Source organism: Leptospira ainlahdjerensis (assembly GCF_016919175.1).
GTDB lineage: Bacteria > Spirochaetota > Leptospiria > Leptospirales > Leptospiraceae > Leptospira > Leptospira ainlahdjerensis.
The window spans coordinates 17,144-33,625 of record NZ_JAFFPU010000073.1 but is presented as its reverse complement, the minus strand read 5'-3'; the positions used below and the strand labels follow the sequence as shown (position 1 = coordinate 33,625).

The 16,482-nt window shown below is 42.0% G+C and carries 13 protein-coding genes; 8 read left to right on the top strand and 5 right to left on the bottom strand.

Annotated features, from left to right (window positions below; all coding sequences use genetic code 11):
- The first annotated feature begins 12 nt into the window (after positions 1-12).
- From JWG45_RS17910 to JWG45_RS17900, 3 genes are all read left to right on the top strand, one after another.
- Positions 13-882 carry a hypothetical protein gene (locus tag JWG45_RS17910; protein ID WP_205280991.1) on the top strand — a complete coding sequence of 290 codons (870 nt, stop codon included), beginning with the start codon at positions 13-15 and terminating at the stop codon, positions 880-882.
- 387 nt (positions 883-1,269) lie between these two features.
- A complete protein-coding gene (locus JWG45_RS17905; protein ID WP_205280990.1) occupies positions 1,270-1,890 on the top strand; it encodes an SGNH/GDSL hydrolase family protein in 621 nt (206 codons plus the stop codon).
- Positions 1,887-2,693 carry a hypothetical protein gene (locus tag JWG45_RS17900; protein ID WP_205280989.1) on the top strand — a complete coding sequence of 269 codons (807 nt, stop codon included), beginning with the start codon at positions 1,887-1,889 and terminating at the stop codon, positions 2,691-2,693. The genes JWG45_RS17905 and JWG45_RS17900 overlap by 4 nt, the downstream gene beginning before the upstream one ends.
- A 459-nt stretch (positions 2,694-3,152) precedes the next feature.
- Here the strand turns inward: JWG45_RS17900 and JWG45_RS17895 are convergent, their stop codons facing one another.
- On the bottom strand, positions 3,153-4,382 hold the full coding sequence (locus JWG45_RS17895; protein WP_205280988.1) for an acyltransferase family protein: 1,230 nt from the start codon (positions 4,380-4,382) through the stop codon (positions 3,153-3,155).
- Positions 4,383-5,843: 1,461 nt separating this feature from the next.
- Between JWG45_RS17895 and JWG45_RS17890 the strand changes: the two genes are divergently transcribed.
- Positions 5,844-6,569 carry a hypothetical protein gene (locus JWG45_RS17890; RefSeq protein ID WP_205280987.1) on the top strand — a complete coding sequence of 242 codons (726 nt, stop codon included), beginning with the start codon at positions 5,844-5,846 and terminating at the stop codon, positions 6,567-6,569.
- Between the two features lie 63 nt (positions 6,570-6,632).
- Here the strand turns inward: JWG45_RS17890 and JWG45_RS17885 are convergent, their stop codons facing one another.
- On the bottom strand, positions 6,633-7,469 hold the full coding sequence (locus JWG45_RS17885; RefSeq protein WP_205280986.1) for an alpha/beta fold hydrolase: 837 nt from the start codon (positions 7,467-7,469) through the stop codon (positions 6,633-6,635).
- 76 nt (positions 7,470-7,545) lie between these two features.
- On the opposite strand from JWG45_RS17885, the gene JWG45_RS17880 reads away from it, so the two are divergent.
- The 3 genes from JWG45_RS17880 (at position 7,546) to JWG45_RS17870 (ending at position 11,126) form a co-directional block, all read left to right on the top strand.
- Positions 7,546-7,932: a DMT family transporter gene (locus JWG45_RS17880; protein WP_205280985.1), complete on the top strand. Its 387-nt coding sequence runs from the start codon at positions 7,546-7,548 to the stop codon at positions 7,930-7,932.
- Between the two features lie 580 nt (positions 7,933-8,512).
- A complete protein-coding gene (locus tag JWG45_RS17875; RefSeq protein WP_205280984.1) occupies positions 8,513-9,685 on the top strand; it encodes a CaiB/BaiF CoA transferase family protein in 1,173 nt (390 codons plus the stop codon).
- 277 nt (positions 9,686-9,962) lie between these two features.
- Complete coding sequence (locus tag JWG45_RS17870; protein WP_205280983.1) at positions 9,963-11,126, top strand: acyl-CoA dehydrogenase family protein; 1,164 nt, start codon at positions 9,963-9,965, stop codon at positions 11,124-11,126.
- Between the two features lie 1,278 nt (positions 11,127-12,404).
- On the opposite strand, the gene JWG45_RS17865 is transcribed toward JWG45_RS17870, so the two are convergent.
- Both JWG45_RS17865 and JWG45_RS17860 read right to left on the bottom strand, forming a co-directional pair.
- Positions 12,405-13,403, bottom strand: a complete 999-nt coding sequence (locus tag JWG45_RS17865; RefSeq protein ID WP_205280982.1) for a sigma-70 family RNA polymerase sigma factor — start codon at positions 13,401-13,403, stop codon at positions 12,405-12,407.
- A gap of 2 nt (positions 13,404-13,405) precedes the next feature.
- A complete protein-coding gene (locus JWG45_RS17860; RefSeq protein ID WP_205280981.1) occupies positions 13,406-14,599 on the bottom strand; it encodes an NAD(P)/FAD-dependent oxidoreductase in 1,194 nt (397 codons plus the stop codon).
- A gap of 202 nt (positions 14,600-14,801) precedes the next feature.
- Between JWG45_RS17860 and JWG45_RS17855 the strand changes: the two genes are divergently transcribed.
- Complete coding sequence (locus tag JWG45_RS17855) at positions 14,802-15,752, top strand: cytochrome-c peroxidase (RefSeq protein ID WP_205280980.1); 951 nt, start codon at positions 14,802-14,804, stop codon at positions 15,750-15,752.
- A gap of 297 nt (positions 15,753-16,049) precedes the next feature.
- On the opposite strand, the gene JWG45_RS17850 is transcribed toward JWG45_RS17855, so the two are convergent.
- A complete protein-coding gene (locus JWG45_RS17850; protein WP_205280979.1) occupies positions 16,050-16,478 on the bottom strand; it encodes a MarR family winged helix-turn-helix transcriptional regulator in 429 nt (142 codons plus the stop codon).
- Between the last annotated feature and the right edge of the window lie 4 nt (positions 16,479-16,482).

Genomic DNA, 16,482 nt, shown 5'->3' with positions numbered 1-16,482 from the left:
CTTGGAGAATCGATGTTCGCCACTGTTTTTTTTATTTTTATCAAAATCCGAAATTTTTTGACTGCGTTTCTTTTTCTGTCGCTTTTACACGCTGCTTTCTTATCCGAAATTCATTCGGACGTTCTCATTTTGAAAAACGGGGAACGAATCCGCGCCGATTCCGTCCGGATGAAGAATGGAAATTTAGTTGAATTTCGCATTGGAAAAGTAACGAAGCACATAGAATTTTCAAAAGTAAGTTCGATTCTTCCCGAGAATCCCTCTTCTAAGAAACCTAAAAACAAGATGATCCAAACCACGGTCGTCACTCCGGCGATCGTATCCGAACCCGCACAACAAACGATCCAGCAAACGGAGCCGGAAATTAAAAAAGACGATGTTTTGAAAGAGAAAGTCAGATCCCCAATGTCAAGAACTTCGAAAACGTTGCAGGCTCTTATTCCGGGTTGGTCCCCTTTGTTGTTTTCCGAAGATAGAAACGGATGGATTACGGGGGGTGTTCTTGCGTTATCCGAGCTTTATGTTTTGTATCGTGGTTTTGATTTTTTTCAAAAGCCGAAGGAGTTCTTTGGGTATTCTTCGGATATATCAAAGGAGGCGCTTATTCCTTATTATGCAAGCATAGGATCTCAAAACGGTTTCGTTATTCTTTTTTTCTTTTTCAAGAGTAGCGACTATTTTGTCACCCAGCGAGGTTATGTGATGGAGAAATCCGAGTTTTTCCATCAGCGCGAATTCTATGGAATCGCACTTCTTTCTCTGATCGCAGTGAATATCTATTTGAGTAGTTCGGAGCTCTATAGCGGGGATTTAAAAAGTGTTCGTTTGTATACTTCGGATTCCGGGAACACATCTTCACTTTCGTTTACTTGGGTATTTTAATAAAAGTGGCGTAAGTCGTGGAATGATTTCGTATAAACGGATCGATAGAGAATTCTTACGAAGACGGTTTCTTAAATCCATTCCGCATTTATTTTTCTTTTCGGCTTTGGTACGTTACGTCGCTCCCAAAGATCGATTCCTTATATGCCGATTCGATTCTTATTTTTTACTTTCCATTGCAATATTCAAAATAGTGAATGTACTATTGTCGTCCTTTGTTTGTGTTTCAATTCAATTTCTATAGCCGATCTCCGCTCTTGGTAAGAATTCTTACCTTCTCCGGTTTCCGATAAAGCGAATTTTCGGTAAAAGTGGCGAGGACGTATAACGTATCTCGTAATAAAAATTGCACTTCAAGAATGAAAGAGGAGTGGTGCGATTTTTATTATGAATAGAGTTTTTCTTCCTATTATTTCCCTTCTTCACCTTTTTTTGATCGGATGTGATGCGGGGCGTAAGCCCTCGGATACAAATTTATATTTAAGTTTAATCTTAGAAAAGCCCTCTTTGATGTTGGTCGGAGACAGCATTTCCGCGTTTTGGCCTGCTGAGTTATTGGAACCCTTCGCCGCTTCAAAGACTGCTTTTCCAAATCGTTCGACAGCCGCTATTCTGGAAGCCGCGAAAAATCTACAAGGTCGTTATAGGGCGTGTACCTATAACGGGGGGGCCAACGACTTTTTGGGCAACTTGGGTCCGGCAAACGATTCTTTGTTGGGAAATACTATACAGAGACAAAAGCAAGCAATCGAAGCCTTGAAGCTTAAATGCGATTCTATAGTGGTTTTATCGTTTTGGAATGTGGAATCTCCTTGGCCTATCGCCGCAGTCCGTCAATTGAACGATAGGATGAAAGTCGAAATTACGGATGAGTTCGTGTTGGATCCCTCATCGGAGATTACTCCCGATATGCTCGTTGACGGAGGACACCTAACGTATCGGGGTTACGAAAGGCTTTCCTATTTGGTGAAGGAGACGTTTCGACTCAAAGGGGTTTTACTCCAGTGAATTCAAAATGTATAATATTCTTCCTGATCCTCTTTCTTTGCGTTTTCGACCTACTTGGTGAGAATCTCTATCTGAATTCTCCGGAGCCAAAAGATCGTCTTGCCGTTTCTCTTTCTATTCAGAGACAGGAATCTCTGGACGCGAAAAAAGAAACAATCACCGGAGCTCTTCATGCTGAAAAAAAAATCGGGATTTACGTTTCCTTGTTTGCGATTCTTCCTTATCAGAGACTCAGGGAATCTGGCGAAAGAAAGAGCGAACATTGGAATCAGCAACAAGCGGGTATTAAATTCTTTCTTCCGCTAGGCGATGCCGGCCTTGCCGCGGTGGGCGGATCCAGTTATTACTTCGCAACCGGAAAGGAAAGATTGGGGATCGGCTCCGAAAAATTTGGAAATATTGAATTTAGCGGTGGATTGTTTTATCGTAACGGACCTTGGGCTTTGTTCGGAATTACTCGCTGGAATTCTCAGACGACTCCTTATCTACGAGAAAGACAAGGGGAACAGTTTGAAAAAGCATGGTATTTCGATTTCTGGTTTTCTTATACTTATAAGTCTTTCGAATATATCTTCGAAGCGACGCGCAAGGTTCTGTACGATCCACAAAGGGAGGATCTTTATTCGACCGTTTTATCGCCCGGTCTGATGATCCATTTAAAGTCGCTGAGTTTCGGCGTTGCAGTTCCTTTTACGGTCTCTAGGAGTTACGTCCCGGACGGAACTCTTGCACGTCCGGAAACTACGTTTCAGAGAGACGACTTTGATCGTGGAATCTTATTCAAGTCTTTTAAATATTTCTAATATATCTAATCATTCAAAAGAGAGGTTTTTTTGAGAAAACGTTTTTTTCGATTCTTTTCAGAAGCCGGTATAAAAATGAATTTTGGGTTGCCTCAAATCTTATTTACCAATGAAGGCATGCGCTTGCTGTGTGAAGTTGAAAAACGAAATTAGATCTTCATTGCTATACCATAGGCATTTTGAAAAGAGTAGATCTATTACTTCTCGAAAACAAGGAAGCTCTAGGATATCTTTATCGCTCCGAAGATCGCCTAACGTCGGCCGTAGTCCTACGCAGATCTCGCACGAGAGTTCAAGGGCGATATATACTTCCGATGTTCGGTTCAAAATTAACGTTACATAGAAGATTCAAGGATAGGATATGCCGGAGCATTTAATAAAATTGAAAAGGATTCTTTAAAATTGCGTTCACCATCATTCGATGCAGGTTATTCATGAGGTAGATTTTAGGACAAACCTCTAACTTGTTTTAATCGTAGGCTGCATCTCTACAACTTTTCCGAAAAATTTTTCTTTCAGAATCATAAACGGTCTTTCCGTGAGTAGATGAAATATATAGCCGAGAAACAATAATACGATTCCAATTGGAATCGTATAGATCAATAAGTCGCTGTATTTCGCTCCCTTAGGGTTGATAAAAGCCGGAGACAAAATTCCCTGAAAGAAAAAGTGAATGAGATAAGTGCAATACGTCAATTTAGCAACGGGCGAGAATATTTTCCAAGAGAAGATGCGATTGCTCCAGGCGCCCGTTCTCATAGATAACAAGGCAATGATTGCCCAAGCAAATGAATTGATCGTAAATCTAAATACCATGGAAATCGGATGTTTATCAAATTCACAGACCAAAAGAGAATAGGCTAAGATAGAGGACCAGGCAAGGACAGAAGCGATTAAGACTTTCTTACGATCCTTTAAAAATTCCTCAATTCTTTTCGGATAACGATTATAAACGTACGCGAACAAAATCCCGGTAAAAAGACAGTCGAGTCTTCCTTGTAACGGATAATAGATCTGAGTAAGATACAGTTTTCGAGTTAATTCAGGCGCCGCAGGTTCGATCACGGTATAGAATATGATTGCTCTATAAACGATAGGGGCGACTATAAAAGACAATAAAACATAGATTTTATATTTTTGAGAAATTTTCCTAAAAACTAAGAGAAGAAACATCGGAAATAGGAGATAGAATTGTTCCTCTAAAGACAGGGACCAGCCATGCGGCATCGTGCCTGTGATATAATTCGAAAGATATAAAAAATCGTAAACTACCTTCGACTGAAGATTTGTGATGTAATCGGTATAGTCTGGCCGCATTTTGATAAAAAGAGGCGCTATGATGAATGTCTGAAATAGTAGAAAGGCGAAGTAGGGAGGGAAAATACGCAACGTTCGTTTAATAAAAAATTTTCCGAAATGAATCGTATTCTTTTTTTCAATTTCCCTAAACAAAGGACCGGAAATTAAGAATCCGCTGAGCATAAAAAATATGTCCATACACTGACTCGAAGAATAGAAAAGATTTTTCATTAGAAAGTTATGATCTTGTATGAATGTTTCGTAACCTATGTAAAGATGCCCCATGACTAATAAGAAAAATCCGAGGCTTCGAATTCCGTTGAGAGATGAAATTTCCCTAGGGTCCGATTGAAATATTCCAAAAAAATAATGTTTTAATATCTTGCGCATTGAACTTACCGATTTTGAAGGATTGGAGTTGATTTCTATTCGAGAGGTAATTTAGAATCCGACTCCCAAGTATGTTTTTGGAAGTAGAAGGAAAGGGATCGTCCGCATTTTGCCGAATCGAAGCCCGGGACATTCATGATTCTTAAATCTGTTTGAAATAAAAAGGAGGGCAGAATATAATCTTTTCCCAGGCCGTATCGTAATCGAATGCGCTCAAATTTCCTAGTCATAACACCCATTGAAGAAACGTTTTTCCGATCATTCTTACGGATCTTGCGAGTATCCTTGCCATTTTTTTGATTTTTAGTTCGGTTTAAATTTTTTAAGAGAACGTCACTGACACGATTGGTGCAAAACGGTTTCTTTGTCCTACTTCCTTCTTGAAGTGTGGAGAATCTTTATTCACCGTGCGAGGTTATGTGGTGGAGTAATCCGGCTTTAATCCTCAGATGAATTCTATGGAACCACTCTTCTCTCTGATCGAGGTGAACGTGTCTATTGGAGTCATTCGAAGCTCGATGGCGGGATTTAAAAATGTTCGTTTGTCGACGTGGTTGTGAGAATAGGTTTTCGACTATTTGTGTTTCTTAAAAAAAAAGTGGCGTAGATCGAAAAACGATTCCGTAGTCAATTGGTAGGATCGGTGATTATGAAACGTTCAATTTTGAATCCCCTTCGAATTTATATTGTGATCGTCGTTTTGTTTTTTGCGGGAGTCTATTTTCTCCGCTAAAGCCTTTCCGCTTTATTCTTAATTTTTATCTTTCGCTAAGGTTCTTCTTTGCGTCGGTATATTTGCTGAAGGCGTGTTTTGAACCAAAGCCCCCGAATTCGGACCCATCGTTTTAAATTTTAAATTCCCTTTTAGGATTCTCTCTACTTTGTTCGATTCTTGGAATTTTTATAAGAACTTGTCTCAAAAACTCAAGAAGCAAAACTCCCATAAGCATGGTACCAACAATCATGCGGTCGGAATGTCCGTAAGCCGATTAGAGGAGTGACCTGCGGGAACTCCCGCGTTTTATTACGAAGTTTACCCATGTTCAAATCATTTTTTTTTAGGCTTTGTGATCAGCCTTAAATGAAGCATAACGTTACCCCGAAGTTTTCTGGATCGGACGATAATTTGCCGGAATTCCGACAACTCTTCTGTGAAAGCGGCGCGCCCCGCCCAAATCTCGGGTGGTAGGGAGCGGTGGAGGGAAAAATTCCGGAGATTTCGCTATATCACAAAAACTTAATTTTGCAAGAGAAAATTCTCATGAAGGACTTCCTACAAAACCTTTGTCTCGGGACGATTCTTGTTGTATCTACTCTTAACTTGTGGGTAAGGGTATGTCAATGAAGAGCGGGTGGTATTTTTGTAATTGTTTGAAATGTATTTTTTTTCATTCCGGAAAAAAATGGCGAGGTTCATTCTATTTTCAGTAAGAGTTCTCAGAAACAAAATGGAGAATATAGATGAATCAACTCAAATCGGTTTTAGTCGGATTGTCGATTTTAGGAATCGTGTCTTGTGGACAAGGGAGGGGAGACGACAATAAGGATATCGCTGCACTTGCTGTTTTGGTCCAGACGGGTGGTGAACAAAAAGTTCAAGATCAGACGAAACTATTGTATTCGGCATTGTATCCCGCACCGGCGAACGCAACATCTTCTTCGGCGCGAGTTAGCGATGACGTAAGTTACTCCCCTCATCCATTCACTTCCGCAACGGTATCACCGTGTCAATTATCCGGAACTCAATCTATCGATGGTACGGTGACGTCTAACGGATCCTCTCTGAATTTTACGGATCTCATTTGGACTTATGATAATTGTAAACAAAACACCGCCGGAGTATCGGTGGATGCGAACGGCATCGCGATACCGGTGGCGGTCACTTATAATGGCACTTTGATCCGATCGGTAAATGTGACTACTACGAGAACGGTTTCCGGCACTAAGACGATATTCGTCACGAATGGAACTGATAAGATCAGATCCTCGAATTATACGGTCGATAATGAAAGGTTTCCGGAGTTCGATCTAACGTTTACCGGGAAAGACTGTACATTCGAACAAGTTGAATATCTGCCGGGAAAATACAAAGGAGTATTAGAAAACAATGTTGTTGTAACAGGAACGATTGGAGGAAAAATAGTCAACACTTCGTTCCATTACACGATTCATTTCGGCGGGAATTAACGGTAATCTAAGAATTCGACCGGCGCGTTTAAAAAATAATGCCGAACAAACATCGATTCTTTGTCAAATCAACCCTACGATTCGTCGTAGGGTTTTTTCCTTTTCTTCGAAAGGAAAAAAATGAGTAGCACCCGGCCAGATCTCTAAAGTGGACTTTTTATTACCTTTGATGATTCTTCTCGCTCCTTCCGGCGAACAGACTTCCTGAGGATCCGGAATCGTAAGATGAGTTTCGGTTTTGATTCTTCCATATTGAAGCAAACTCAAATAGCTGACTGAATCGAAGATCTTTGCCTCCAACTCCGGAACACAACGTAGTATCGCCTCTCCCTTGGAACCGATTCTAAAACAACTTTGGAGATAGTCTTCGTAGATCGTATTGTCCCATCTCGAAAAAGACGGAGTTCTTTTGTAAATTTTACGAACCGTTTCGAGATCTTTAAATTCCCTTCTTCTTTTGATGGCAACCATCGCGAGCGGGTTGTGAAAGATCCAAGCGTAGGTAACTTTCAAAAAATCTAATACGACCGGATCGTTTGCGATCACCTTCTTGAATTTTTCCGGAACGACGTATGAAGCAAGAAGAAGACTCGCTCCCCCAAGAGAATGCCCGACGCCGATTAGGTCGGAGAGGTTTTCAAATTCTATTAGAGCTAAAATTTGATCTCTAAAAAAATACCAATTCTTAAATTCTAACGTCGACTGGGATTCTCCATGACCCGCAAAATCGAGTGCGAGAACACGATGCGTTTTTGAAAGTTCTTCGATGTAGAATTTATACGTGAGCGCGCTATATCCGTTTGCGTGACAAAGAAGAATCGTTTTTTTTGTTTTTGAATTCGGGTCCGAATCGATATAGGAAAGATCGAGTCCACGAAAGGAGAATGTTTTTCTAAGCATGTAGGAGAGATTTGACCTTGATCTTTCCAACTCCTGCGGTGAAGTGGTTTTCGTAAAGTCAAAACCGGAGCCTTTTATGCAGATTCAAGTTCTTCTCGTCTTTATCGTCGCTCTTGCGTTTAACGCATTGGCCAATATTCTCATTAAAGCGAGTTCCTTGGGTGATGAGGCTTCCAAGCCGGAAGGAATTCAGGGAATTCTCCAAGTAGTTTTTAATCCTATCTTTATCGGAGGTTTGGCTTCTTTCGGCCTGGCTCTTCTCGGCTACCGATTCGTATTAGGAAAGGGGCTCAAGCTCTCGCTCGCCTATCCGGTTTTTACAAGTGCGGGTTTTATCATCGTCTTAATCGTCTCTTCTTTTGCGTTCAAAGAGCGCTTGACTTGGACTCAGTGGGCCGGAATTCTTCTTATCCTCGCTGGAGTTTGGCTCTGCGCGGCGAATATGTTTGAAGCAAAGTCTTAAACTCGAAGCGTCCAAAGAAGTCGAAACTTGTTTGCGACAAATGCTTCCTTTCTCAATCGAATTGAAACGATTTGATTTTTCAAATCCGCTTTACGAATGTTAGAATTTTTGTAAACCGAAGACTTAAAAAAATCTCATCGATCGGCCGGCAACTTTTATTCAAAATATTTTTATCCTTTGTAAAAAGATCAGAATCGACTTCTGATAAGAGCGACTAACGTAAGATTCGTTTGAGCGGGTTTTGCAGACCGGATCGATCGATTGGTCGTCTAAGATCTTTCAACGGTTGGATTTCGATTGTATTACAATTGGCAACGATGATTCCTCGTCGGTCCGTTCCTACTTTCCGAAGATTCGATCAAAGAAGGGCCTTCGTTTTTCTGTAAGCTTTCGTTTTATGAAAGGAAATTTTTGAAAATTCACTCAGAAGTAGTGGTTTTGCGATCAGACCCGGTGCAAGAAAGTGCAAGGGGCATCGTTTCTTGTTGGGAACAAAAAAGTAGAACCGGAAAAAAAAGGTTTCTCTCTTGAAACTTTTTTCTTAGATGGGAATAGAATTTTTTCTATAGGAATCATTAAAATGAACAAAGGTCCACTTTCCGGAGTTAAGGTAATCGATTTGAGTCTTCTGCTTCCCGGTCCTCTTTGCTCCATGTATTTGGGAGATATGGGAGCCGACGTGATTAAAATTGAAAATCCGAGGGCTATGGACGCGACTCGAGTTATGTTTAAAAAAGCAAACGGGGCACCCTCCCTTTTTTTGATGCTCAATAGAAACAAAAAAGCGATCACTCTGAATTTAAAAAAAGAAAAGTCGAAAGAAATTTTATTTAAACTATTAGAAAATGCTGATATACTCTTGGAAGGATTTCGTCCGGACGGTCTTTCCAAGATGGGTCTTGGTTACGAGGATCTCAAAGAGCGTTTTCCAAGATTGATCTATTGCGGGATTTACGGATATGGAGCCGAAGGAAAATACAAGGACTTCGCGGGGCACGACGTAAATTATCTTTCTCTTTCGGGTGTTCTTTCCCAAACGGGGAAAAGCCCCCAGATTCCGGGTTATCAACTCGCGGATATTGGAGGAGGGACGATGACGGCTCTTTCCTCAATTTTGGCCGCGCTCTATGCGAGGGAAAAAACAGGGAAGGGACAAAAGATCGCGATTTCGATGATGGATTCTTCGCTTCCTTTTCTTTCTCTCTATGGGGGAATTTTTTCGGCGACGGGAAAAAATCCGGAAGGAGGAGACGAACTCCTCTCAGGTAAATTACCGAATTATAATGTTTATGAAACGAAAGAGGGAAGATGGGTCGCACTCGGTGCGCTGGAAGATATGTTTTTTAAAACATTCTTACGCCAATCCGGATTGGACAAACACCTGGAAGAATTTCCCGCCGAAGAAAAAAACTTTTCCAAGTGGAAAGAAATTCTAACTTCCTTCTTCCTATCGAAAACGTATTCCGATTTGGATTCTCTTTTCGAAAATCAAGACTCTTGTCTGACTCCGGTAAAAACCTTGGAAGAAGTAAGCAAAGATCCGGTCCTAAAAGAAAGAGGAATGATCTTGGATAAAAAACATCCGCAGTTCGGTGAATACTTCCAGTTCGGAGCGCCGTTTCCATTCTCCGCAACCCCCGTCACTTATCGTTTGGACCCTCCTTCTCATGGGGAACATAATTCCGAAATTTATAATTCTCTCGGTTATTCTCAAGACGAAATAGAGACGATGAAAAAGGAAAAAGTAATCTGAAATCGGTTTGAAACAATGTGGACATCAAAATATTTTTCCTAATTCAACGCGGCGATTTTTAAAAACAGAACGTTCGTTCTTAGGTAATTGTATTAAATGATCGATCTGCTCTTTTCTACGTAAGTAAGAATTCTTCATTTGAAGATTCTTGCTTTAGAATTGATAAAAACCTTCAAAACAAGTCTGAACTCGGTTTTTTACTCCATATTTTGGTTTGATCTAATCGCCCTTAAAAAAAAAGTAGGATCAGAACACTCTCGTAAGAAGGGAAAAACCGATGTACCAGGAATATACCGAACAGCAGCTTGAAATCAGAGACCAGATCCGCAATTTTGTGAAAAAAGAAATCACTCATGAAGTGGCAATTCACTGGGACGAAGAAAATAAACACCCCGAAGAACTGATTAATCGTATGAGAAGAGAATTGGGAGTGAACGGTCTTACGATCGATGAAGAATACGGCGGTTGGGGACTCGGTTCCGTAGAGCAGTGCCTCGTTACGGAAGAACTTTCCAGAGGATGCTTGGGTATTTCTCTTTGTTTCGGTTATACCGGTCTTGGTATCCTTCCTATTCAAAAGGGCGCTTCTCATGAACAAAAGAAAAAGTGGCTTCCGCCCGTCGTGGAAGGCGAGTATGGAGTTTCTTTTTGTCTTTCCGAGCCCGGTGCAGGATCGGACGTTCCCGGTATGAGCACTACTGCCGTTAAAAAAGGCGACAAGTGGGTCATCAACGGAACCAAACAATGGATCACTGGCGGCGGTAGCGCTGGTGCTTATACGGTTTTTGCTTATACCGATAAAGGAAGAGGAACCAGAGGGGTTAGTTGTTTTTATGTAAAAAGAGACACTCCCGGTTTGACCGTGGGTAAGAAAGAAGACAAACTCGGAATCCGCGCTTCCGATACTCGTCAGATCATCTTTGAAGATTGTGCCGTTGACGAGGCGAACATGATCGGAAAAGAGAACTTAGGTTTTATTTACGCGCTTCAAACTCTGAACGCTTCTCGTCCTTACGTTGCTGCGATGGGTGTGGGTGTTGCTCAAGCAGCTCTTGACTACGCATCTAAGTATGCGAGACAAAGAGAGCAGTTCGGATCCAAGATCTCCAGTTTTCAAGCTGTTCAACACATGCTTGCCGATATGTCCATCGGTTTGGAAACTTCCCGCCAAGTGACTTATCTTGCAGCAAGAATGTCCGACGCCGAAGATCCAAGACTTCCAAAGTATTCCGCGATTGCAAAAGCTCACGCTTCTGAAACTGCGATGAAATGTGCTCTGGATGCGGTTCAGATTTTCGGAGGATACGGTTATACGAAAGAGTATCCTGTTGAGAAGCTCATGAGAGATGCAAAAATTCTTTGTATCTTTGAAGGAACGACTCAGATTCAGAAAAACGAGATTGCGGCTTACGTGATCCGTGAGGCTGCTTCCGCAAAATAAGTTCGAGTGTTCGTCCGCGTTGCGGATGGATCGAATCCAAAAGGCGCCGGTCGTAAAGATCGAGCGCCTTTTTTATACAATTCTTTCTTCTTATTTTTGACTCTTGAGTTTAACGATCTTAGAACAAATGCGAATGAGGTAGATGGGAGTGATTCCGAGATAGGAAGTGATATGATATTGAGGAACTCAGTCTTTTAAATCCGGATAGGTTTCTTTAAGTAAGTTGAATCTTGCTTCCGCGTCTAAGGCCAGAAGTTCGTATTCTCTTTGCGCTTTTTTTGTAAAAGATTCTCCACAACTTTTCTTTCGAGGTTTTCCCAAACGAGATGCGTTGAAAATGGGAATTCTAATCTTCGAAATCGGCGCCGGCGAGTTTATGATCCGTGACGGCTCGTGTGTTGCGTCACATCCTGACCCACAAGTTGAGAGGAGATACGACGAGAATTTTCCCGAGACAAGGGTTTTGTAGGAATTCCTACATGAGAATTTTTTCTTGCAAAAAGTTTGATTTTATGATAGAGGAGAGTCTGCCGAGGTTTTTCCCGCCACCGCTCCCCTGCGAGCGCCCCATAGGAAGCGACGCACTGAGTTTCCCAAGATCAGGGCGGGGCGCGCGACTTTCACGGAAGAATTGTCGTAGTTCCGACAGAATAGATCCTCCGGGAAAATTAAAACTTTTGGATAGATTCGTCTCGGTCTGGGGAGATCGTATTCTCCCAAAACGCCCGAAAAACAAAGGCCTTCTGTGCGTATTTTTCCTTGTTTGACGAGAAAATCCCCGTTTGAAAGTTCACGAAACGAATCCCGAATTCCCGCCTGAGTCCGGACCTCTTTTGGAATTGAAGAGACGATTGACCCTCTCGTAGATCTTCCACGTTTCGGAATTGTTTTCGATGATCTGAAAGTCGGCCACTTCTTTCAATGAAGTTGGAAATAAGTTTTTTCCAAATCTAATGAGCTGAAGAATTCGAAATTTACAACCTGTCTTTTTATATTTTAAAAGAAAGCGAAAACTTTGGAAAGAGCTCCTACAAAAACCTGTCGGGTGACGACAGAAGCGAGGCGCTGCGTTTCAAGAAAACGTAGGAACTCCCATAAGAATTTATCAACGATCCGTTTGCTAAAAAATTCATCGGTGCTTACGGGACGAAATCTGTGGGAACTCCCTTCCTTTTAATTGTGAGTGTGCCGAGTGTTCTTGGAAGGGGTGGGTAAAAGCTCTCAATTCTTTTGGGAATTGTTTCTTTTTTGAAATCGTAAGCTGAAACTAAGAATCCCTTACTTTTTGCGAGTGATCGCCCAGTGGACTAATTTTAAAAGAGGTTTTGTCCAAATCGGCGGTTGGCGATTCGAGGAAGCGGATTTAGGGAAAAGAAGAAAAAACTCAAGAGGAACGAGAATCCCTTTTTCGATCAGGTCCGATTTATTTTTATACGCTGAGAATTTGTCCTCGTTCAACATCGTGTAAATATACGAAATTCCTTCTTGATCCATCAAGAAACTTCTGAGATAAACCGGTTTGTCTTTGTGATAAACGATGACACTTTCGGAACCGTTGGTTTCCGTAAAGAAAAGTTCGGTATTGGAAAAGAGCGGTTTTTTTCCGGTGCGAATGAGGAAGGAGGCGATCCTTTCTCTTCCAAAAAGCGGAACTCTCGCGGCGTGAACCTTACCTCCTCCGTCCGACCAGAGAACGATTTCCTCCTTTAAAAACGGGACCAGAAGTTCCGGTTCTCCTTTGGAGGCCGCGAGCAGGAAGTTGTGAAGAAGTTTTCTTCGCGTTTCCTTATCGGGAGAAAACTTTTTCCTTTCGGATCTGAGCGCGTCTTTCGCTCGTTTGAGGGTTTGTCTGCAATTCTCCTGAGTTTTTCCGACCGCTTCGGATATCACTTTGTAGTCCAGGTCGAAGGATTCTCTCAAAATGAAAACGGCCCTTTCAATCGGATTCAATTTTTCTAATAGATGGAGAAAAGCGAGATCCAAGGTTTCTGGATCCGGCTCTTCCGTATCGGGTCCGGTCGGAATCGGTTCCGGGAGCCAAGGCCCGATATAGGTTTCTCTTTTGTTCTTTACCTTTCGCAGTGTATCCAGTGAAAGTCTCGTCGCGATCGTGGAAAGAAAGGCTTTCGGAGAGCGGATTTCTTCGTTGGCGGATCTTTCCCAGCGAAGAAAAGATTCCTGAACGATGTCTTCCGCGTCGTTTACGCTACCTGTCATTCTATAGGCGATTCCGAAGACAAGAGACTTGTGTTCTAAAAAATGTCCGAGCCTATCCAAGTTTACTTCTCCGATGGAATCGCAAGTCTTCCCGCACCGAATTCCTCTCTGGAACTCGGAAACGATTTCCAAAAATAAAAATCGAATCTTTTCTCCAAACGAAAGGACAACACGGTGAATTTACAAATCAATTCTTTGATCCATACTGCGCTCCGAGAAATCCAAATTTTTCGGGTAGGCGTATCGTCCGGTTCGGATTCTTGGATGACTCCGTCTTTTCTTCCCAAACTTACGTTCCTTCCCAGATAGGCCAAAGAAAACGGAAGCGCGCCTTTTTTAGATTTTGTTCCCAGTCGGTAAGACAATCTTTCCGCCGCGTAGATTCCCATCGGCAATGCGGTGGCGCAAGCCATTCTAAGATGATCATAACCGGAAGAAACGATTTGAACCGCGTCACCCGCTCCTAGAATTTCGGGATGATCTTCGACCTCCAAAAACGAATTCACGTAAACCTGACCGATCGGATTGGATCTCAATCCCGAATTCGCGCCGATGGGGGATGCTGAGAATCCGTTCGCTAAAACACAAACATCGTGAATAATTTTTTTACCTTCGATATCGACGAGATGATCCGTTTCATACTTTAGAATTCTTGAATTTTCTATGAGTTTGACTTTGTTCTTTAAAAAGAATTCCTTGATCTTGGCGACGGCTTCCGAGGAAAATCCTTTTCCGATCTCGTTTGCATCCACGAGAGAGATTTTTGAATTCGGAAATTGTTCCACGAGTTCGGACGCGGTTTCGATTCCTCCGAGTCCGGCTCCTAAGACCGTAATCTTTGCGGTTTCCTTTTTTTTAAGAATTTCATACATTCTCCTGCAATCTTCGGTTTCCGTAAGTTGAACGTATTGTTCGGAAAATTTCGAAGTTTTGGCGCCCTGAATTCCGAGAGAATAGATTAAGAAATCATAAAGAAGAATCGAACTGTCCTCTAAAACGACTTGCTTTTTTTCGGAATCGATTCTATCAATTTTGGACACGACCAACTCGACTTGATCGTGAAGAAGGGATCGGATCGAGTAAGCCTTTTTGAGAGTTCCTGCGAGCAGTTGGTGGTTTCTGATTCTTTCTTGAAACTGTTCTTTAGCGGTGACCAGAATAATTTCGAGGGGAAGTTTTTTTCTAATAAGACGATTGGCGGCTATGATTCCAGCATAACCTCCGCCGGCGATCAAAACTTTTTGAATTTGAGACATTGTTTTCCTCCGTTATGAAAGGAAGACGCACCTGTATTTCGAGCCGTGACAACGAGGTAAAAAAAGTCCGCATGAGATTCTTAAATTCTTAGATCGGGAATTCTTTCCAATATTTCTTTTCCGAATATGTAATTAGAATTGTTTTAAATTCGAATTGACAGATGAGGCTCGAGTTCAAACCATTGACCCAGGATGGTCCAATATGTTCAGGATTTTGTCCATTTTTTTCGGAATCTATCTCTTGCTTACGCTCCTGGCTTGCAAGGAACCCGTTCAGAAAGCGGAACTGAAAGGTTTCGTCGTTGGGAACGTAATTCATCCCAGTAACAATCCTTACAACAAGGACAAGGTGGAATTGGGAAAATTGCTCTATTTTGATAAGCGACTTTCTCTCAAAGGAGATACGAACTGCGCGATTTGTCATACCGTGGAAATACAAAACTCGGAAACTCGTTCGGCTCCTCGAAATCAAATTCATAAATCCGCAGCGCCTCCGTTGACGAACGTAGCTTTGTATAAGGACGTTTTTACGGATCCGCAAGCGAACGATCTGGAGGAGATCGTAAAAGAAAGAGTGCACACCGCTGTGATGCTTAAGGACGAGAAGACGATCGTAGCTAGACTCAATCAAGTCGCGGAATATCGCGAGCTTTTCGAAAAATCCTTCGGGTCTCCCGGAATTAACATGGATCGAATCGTGAAAGCGATCTCGGCGTTTGAAAGGACGATCATCTCCAAAAATTCTAAGTTTGATCGTTATGTGATGGGTGAAGAATCCGCTCTGACTCCTTCACAGATCCGAGGAATGGACGTTTTTATGAACAAGGCGAAATGTAACCAGTGTCACAACGGACCTAATTTTTCCGATTCCGCACAACATACGACCGGACTGAAAGGAATTACGCAGAAGATTCGCACTCCGAGCCTGAGAGATGTCAGTAAAAAGAATGAATTTATGCACAATGGGGAATTCACAAAGCTGGAAGACGTCGTGAGTCATTTTGTGAACGGCGGTTCCAAAGGTTCCATTGAAGATCCTCTTTTGAAACCGGCGGCGATCACGGAAGAAGAGAAAAAAGACCTGATCGAATTTTTAAGATCTTTGGAAGGGGAATCGCTTCCTCTCGAAATGCCGAAGATTCCGAGAGCTTAGAATTTTTTGGGATGGAGAGTTTTTTTATAAACGGAAAAGAATCTCTATAAGCTTTTTTAATAACGATGGAGTTCCCACAGTTTACCTATCTTTTACGGATTATGTAATTTCTTAAGAGAAGATTGCCGTTTTATCTTTAGAGGGAGTTCCCGCGTTTTTGTGAAATTCAGGATCTCTCTTTTGTTGTCGCTCTTTCGATTTTGGAACAAGATCTTCCGTTTTAGAATTCGATCGATACCGGAGCGGTTTTGGATTTGTCCTAAGAATTTTATCGCGCAATATGTTTTCGTGAGGTCCTTAACTTCCGGAATCTACTTTTTCCAAAAGCGACATCAGAATTCTTCTTTCTTCAAAGGTGGTGTTCTTATAAATTCTTAGGAACATTTTTCTGGAAGAACGGATGACCGCAGACCTCGCGGCTCTTCCTTTTTCGGTGAGGAGGATTTCGGAAATTCTAGAATCCTGTCCGTTTTTGAATTTTTCCACATAGCCGTTAGCGACCAATCGTTTTACGATCTGCGTGACTGTGGATCGATCTCTGAGAATCTTTTTCGAGATGGAAGTCATCGACTCCGGCATCTTATTGTGAAGCGCACAGAGGACGGCTCCTTGAGGAGGGCTTAAGTCCTTGTAGCCTGCTTTCTCGTAGCTGGAGGAAAGGTTGAAGAAGATCCTTTCCGAAATCCCGGAAAGGATGTGTACGATTTTTTCCGGTTGTACGCTCATTCTA

Excerpts from the sequence above, each read along its gene's own strand:
- JWG45_RS17885 (WP_205280986.1), bottom strand. The coding sequence starts at position 7,469 with ATGCTTAGAAAAACATTCTCCTTTCGTGGACTCGATCTTTCCTATATC.
- JWG45_RS17870 (WP_205280983.1), top strand. The coding sequence starts at position 9,963 with ATGTACCAGGAATATACCGAACAGCAGCTTGAAATCAGAGACCAGATC.
- JWG45_RS17895 (WP_205280988.1), bottom strand. The coding sequence starts at position 4,382 with ATGCGCAAGATATTAAAACATTATTTTTTTGGAATATTTCAATCGGAC.
- JWG45_RS17880 (WP_205280985.1), top strand. The coding sequence starts at position 7,546 with ATGCAGATTCAAGTTCTTCTCGTCTTTATCGTCGCTCTTGCGTTTAAC.
- JWG45_RS17910 (WP_205280991.1), top strand. The coding sequence starts at position 13 with ATGTTCGCCACTGTTTTTTTTATTTTTATCAAAATCCGAAATTTTTTG.
- JWG45_RS17855 (WP_205280980.1), top strand. The coding sequence starts at position 14,802 with ATGTTCAGGATTTTGTCCATTTTTTTCGGAATCTATCTCTTGCTTACG.
- JWG45_RS17890 (WP_205280987.1), top strand. The coding sequence starts at position 5,844 with ATGAATCAACTCAAATCGGTTTTAGTCGGATTGTCGATTTTAGGAATC.
- JWG45_RS17850 (WP_205280979.1), bottom strand. The coding sequence starts at position 16,478 with ATGAGCGTACAACCGGAAAAAATCGTACACATCCTTTCCGGGATTTCG.
- JWG45_RS17905 (WP_205280990.1), top strand. The coding sequence starts at position 1,270 with ATGAATAGAGTTTTTCTTCCTATTATTTCCCTTCTTCACCTTTTTTTG.
- JWG45_RS17875 (WP_205280984.1), top strand. The coding sequence starts at position 8,513 with ATGAACAAAGGTCCACTTTCCGGAGTTAAGGTAATCGATTTGAGTCTT.
- JWG45_RS17860 (WP_205280981.1), bottom strand. The coding sequence starts at position 14,599 with ATGTCTCAAATTCAAAAAGTTTTGATCGCCGGCGGAGGTTATGCTGGA.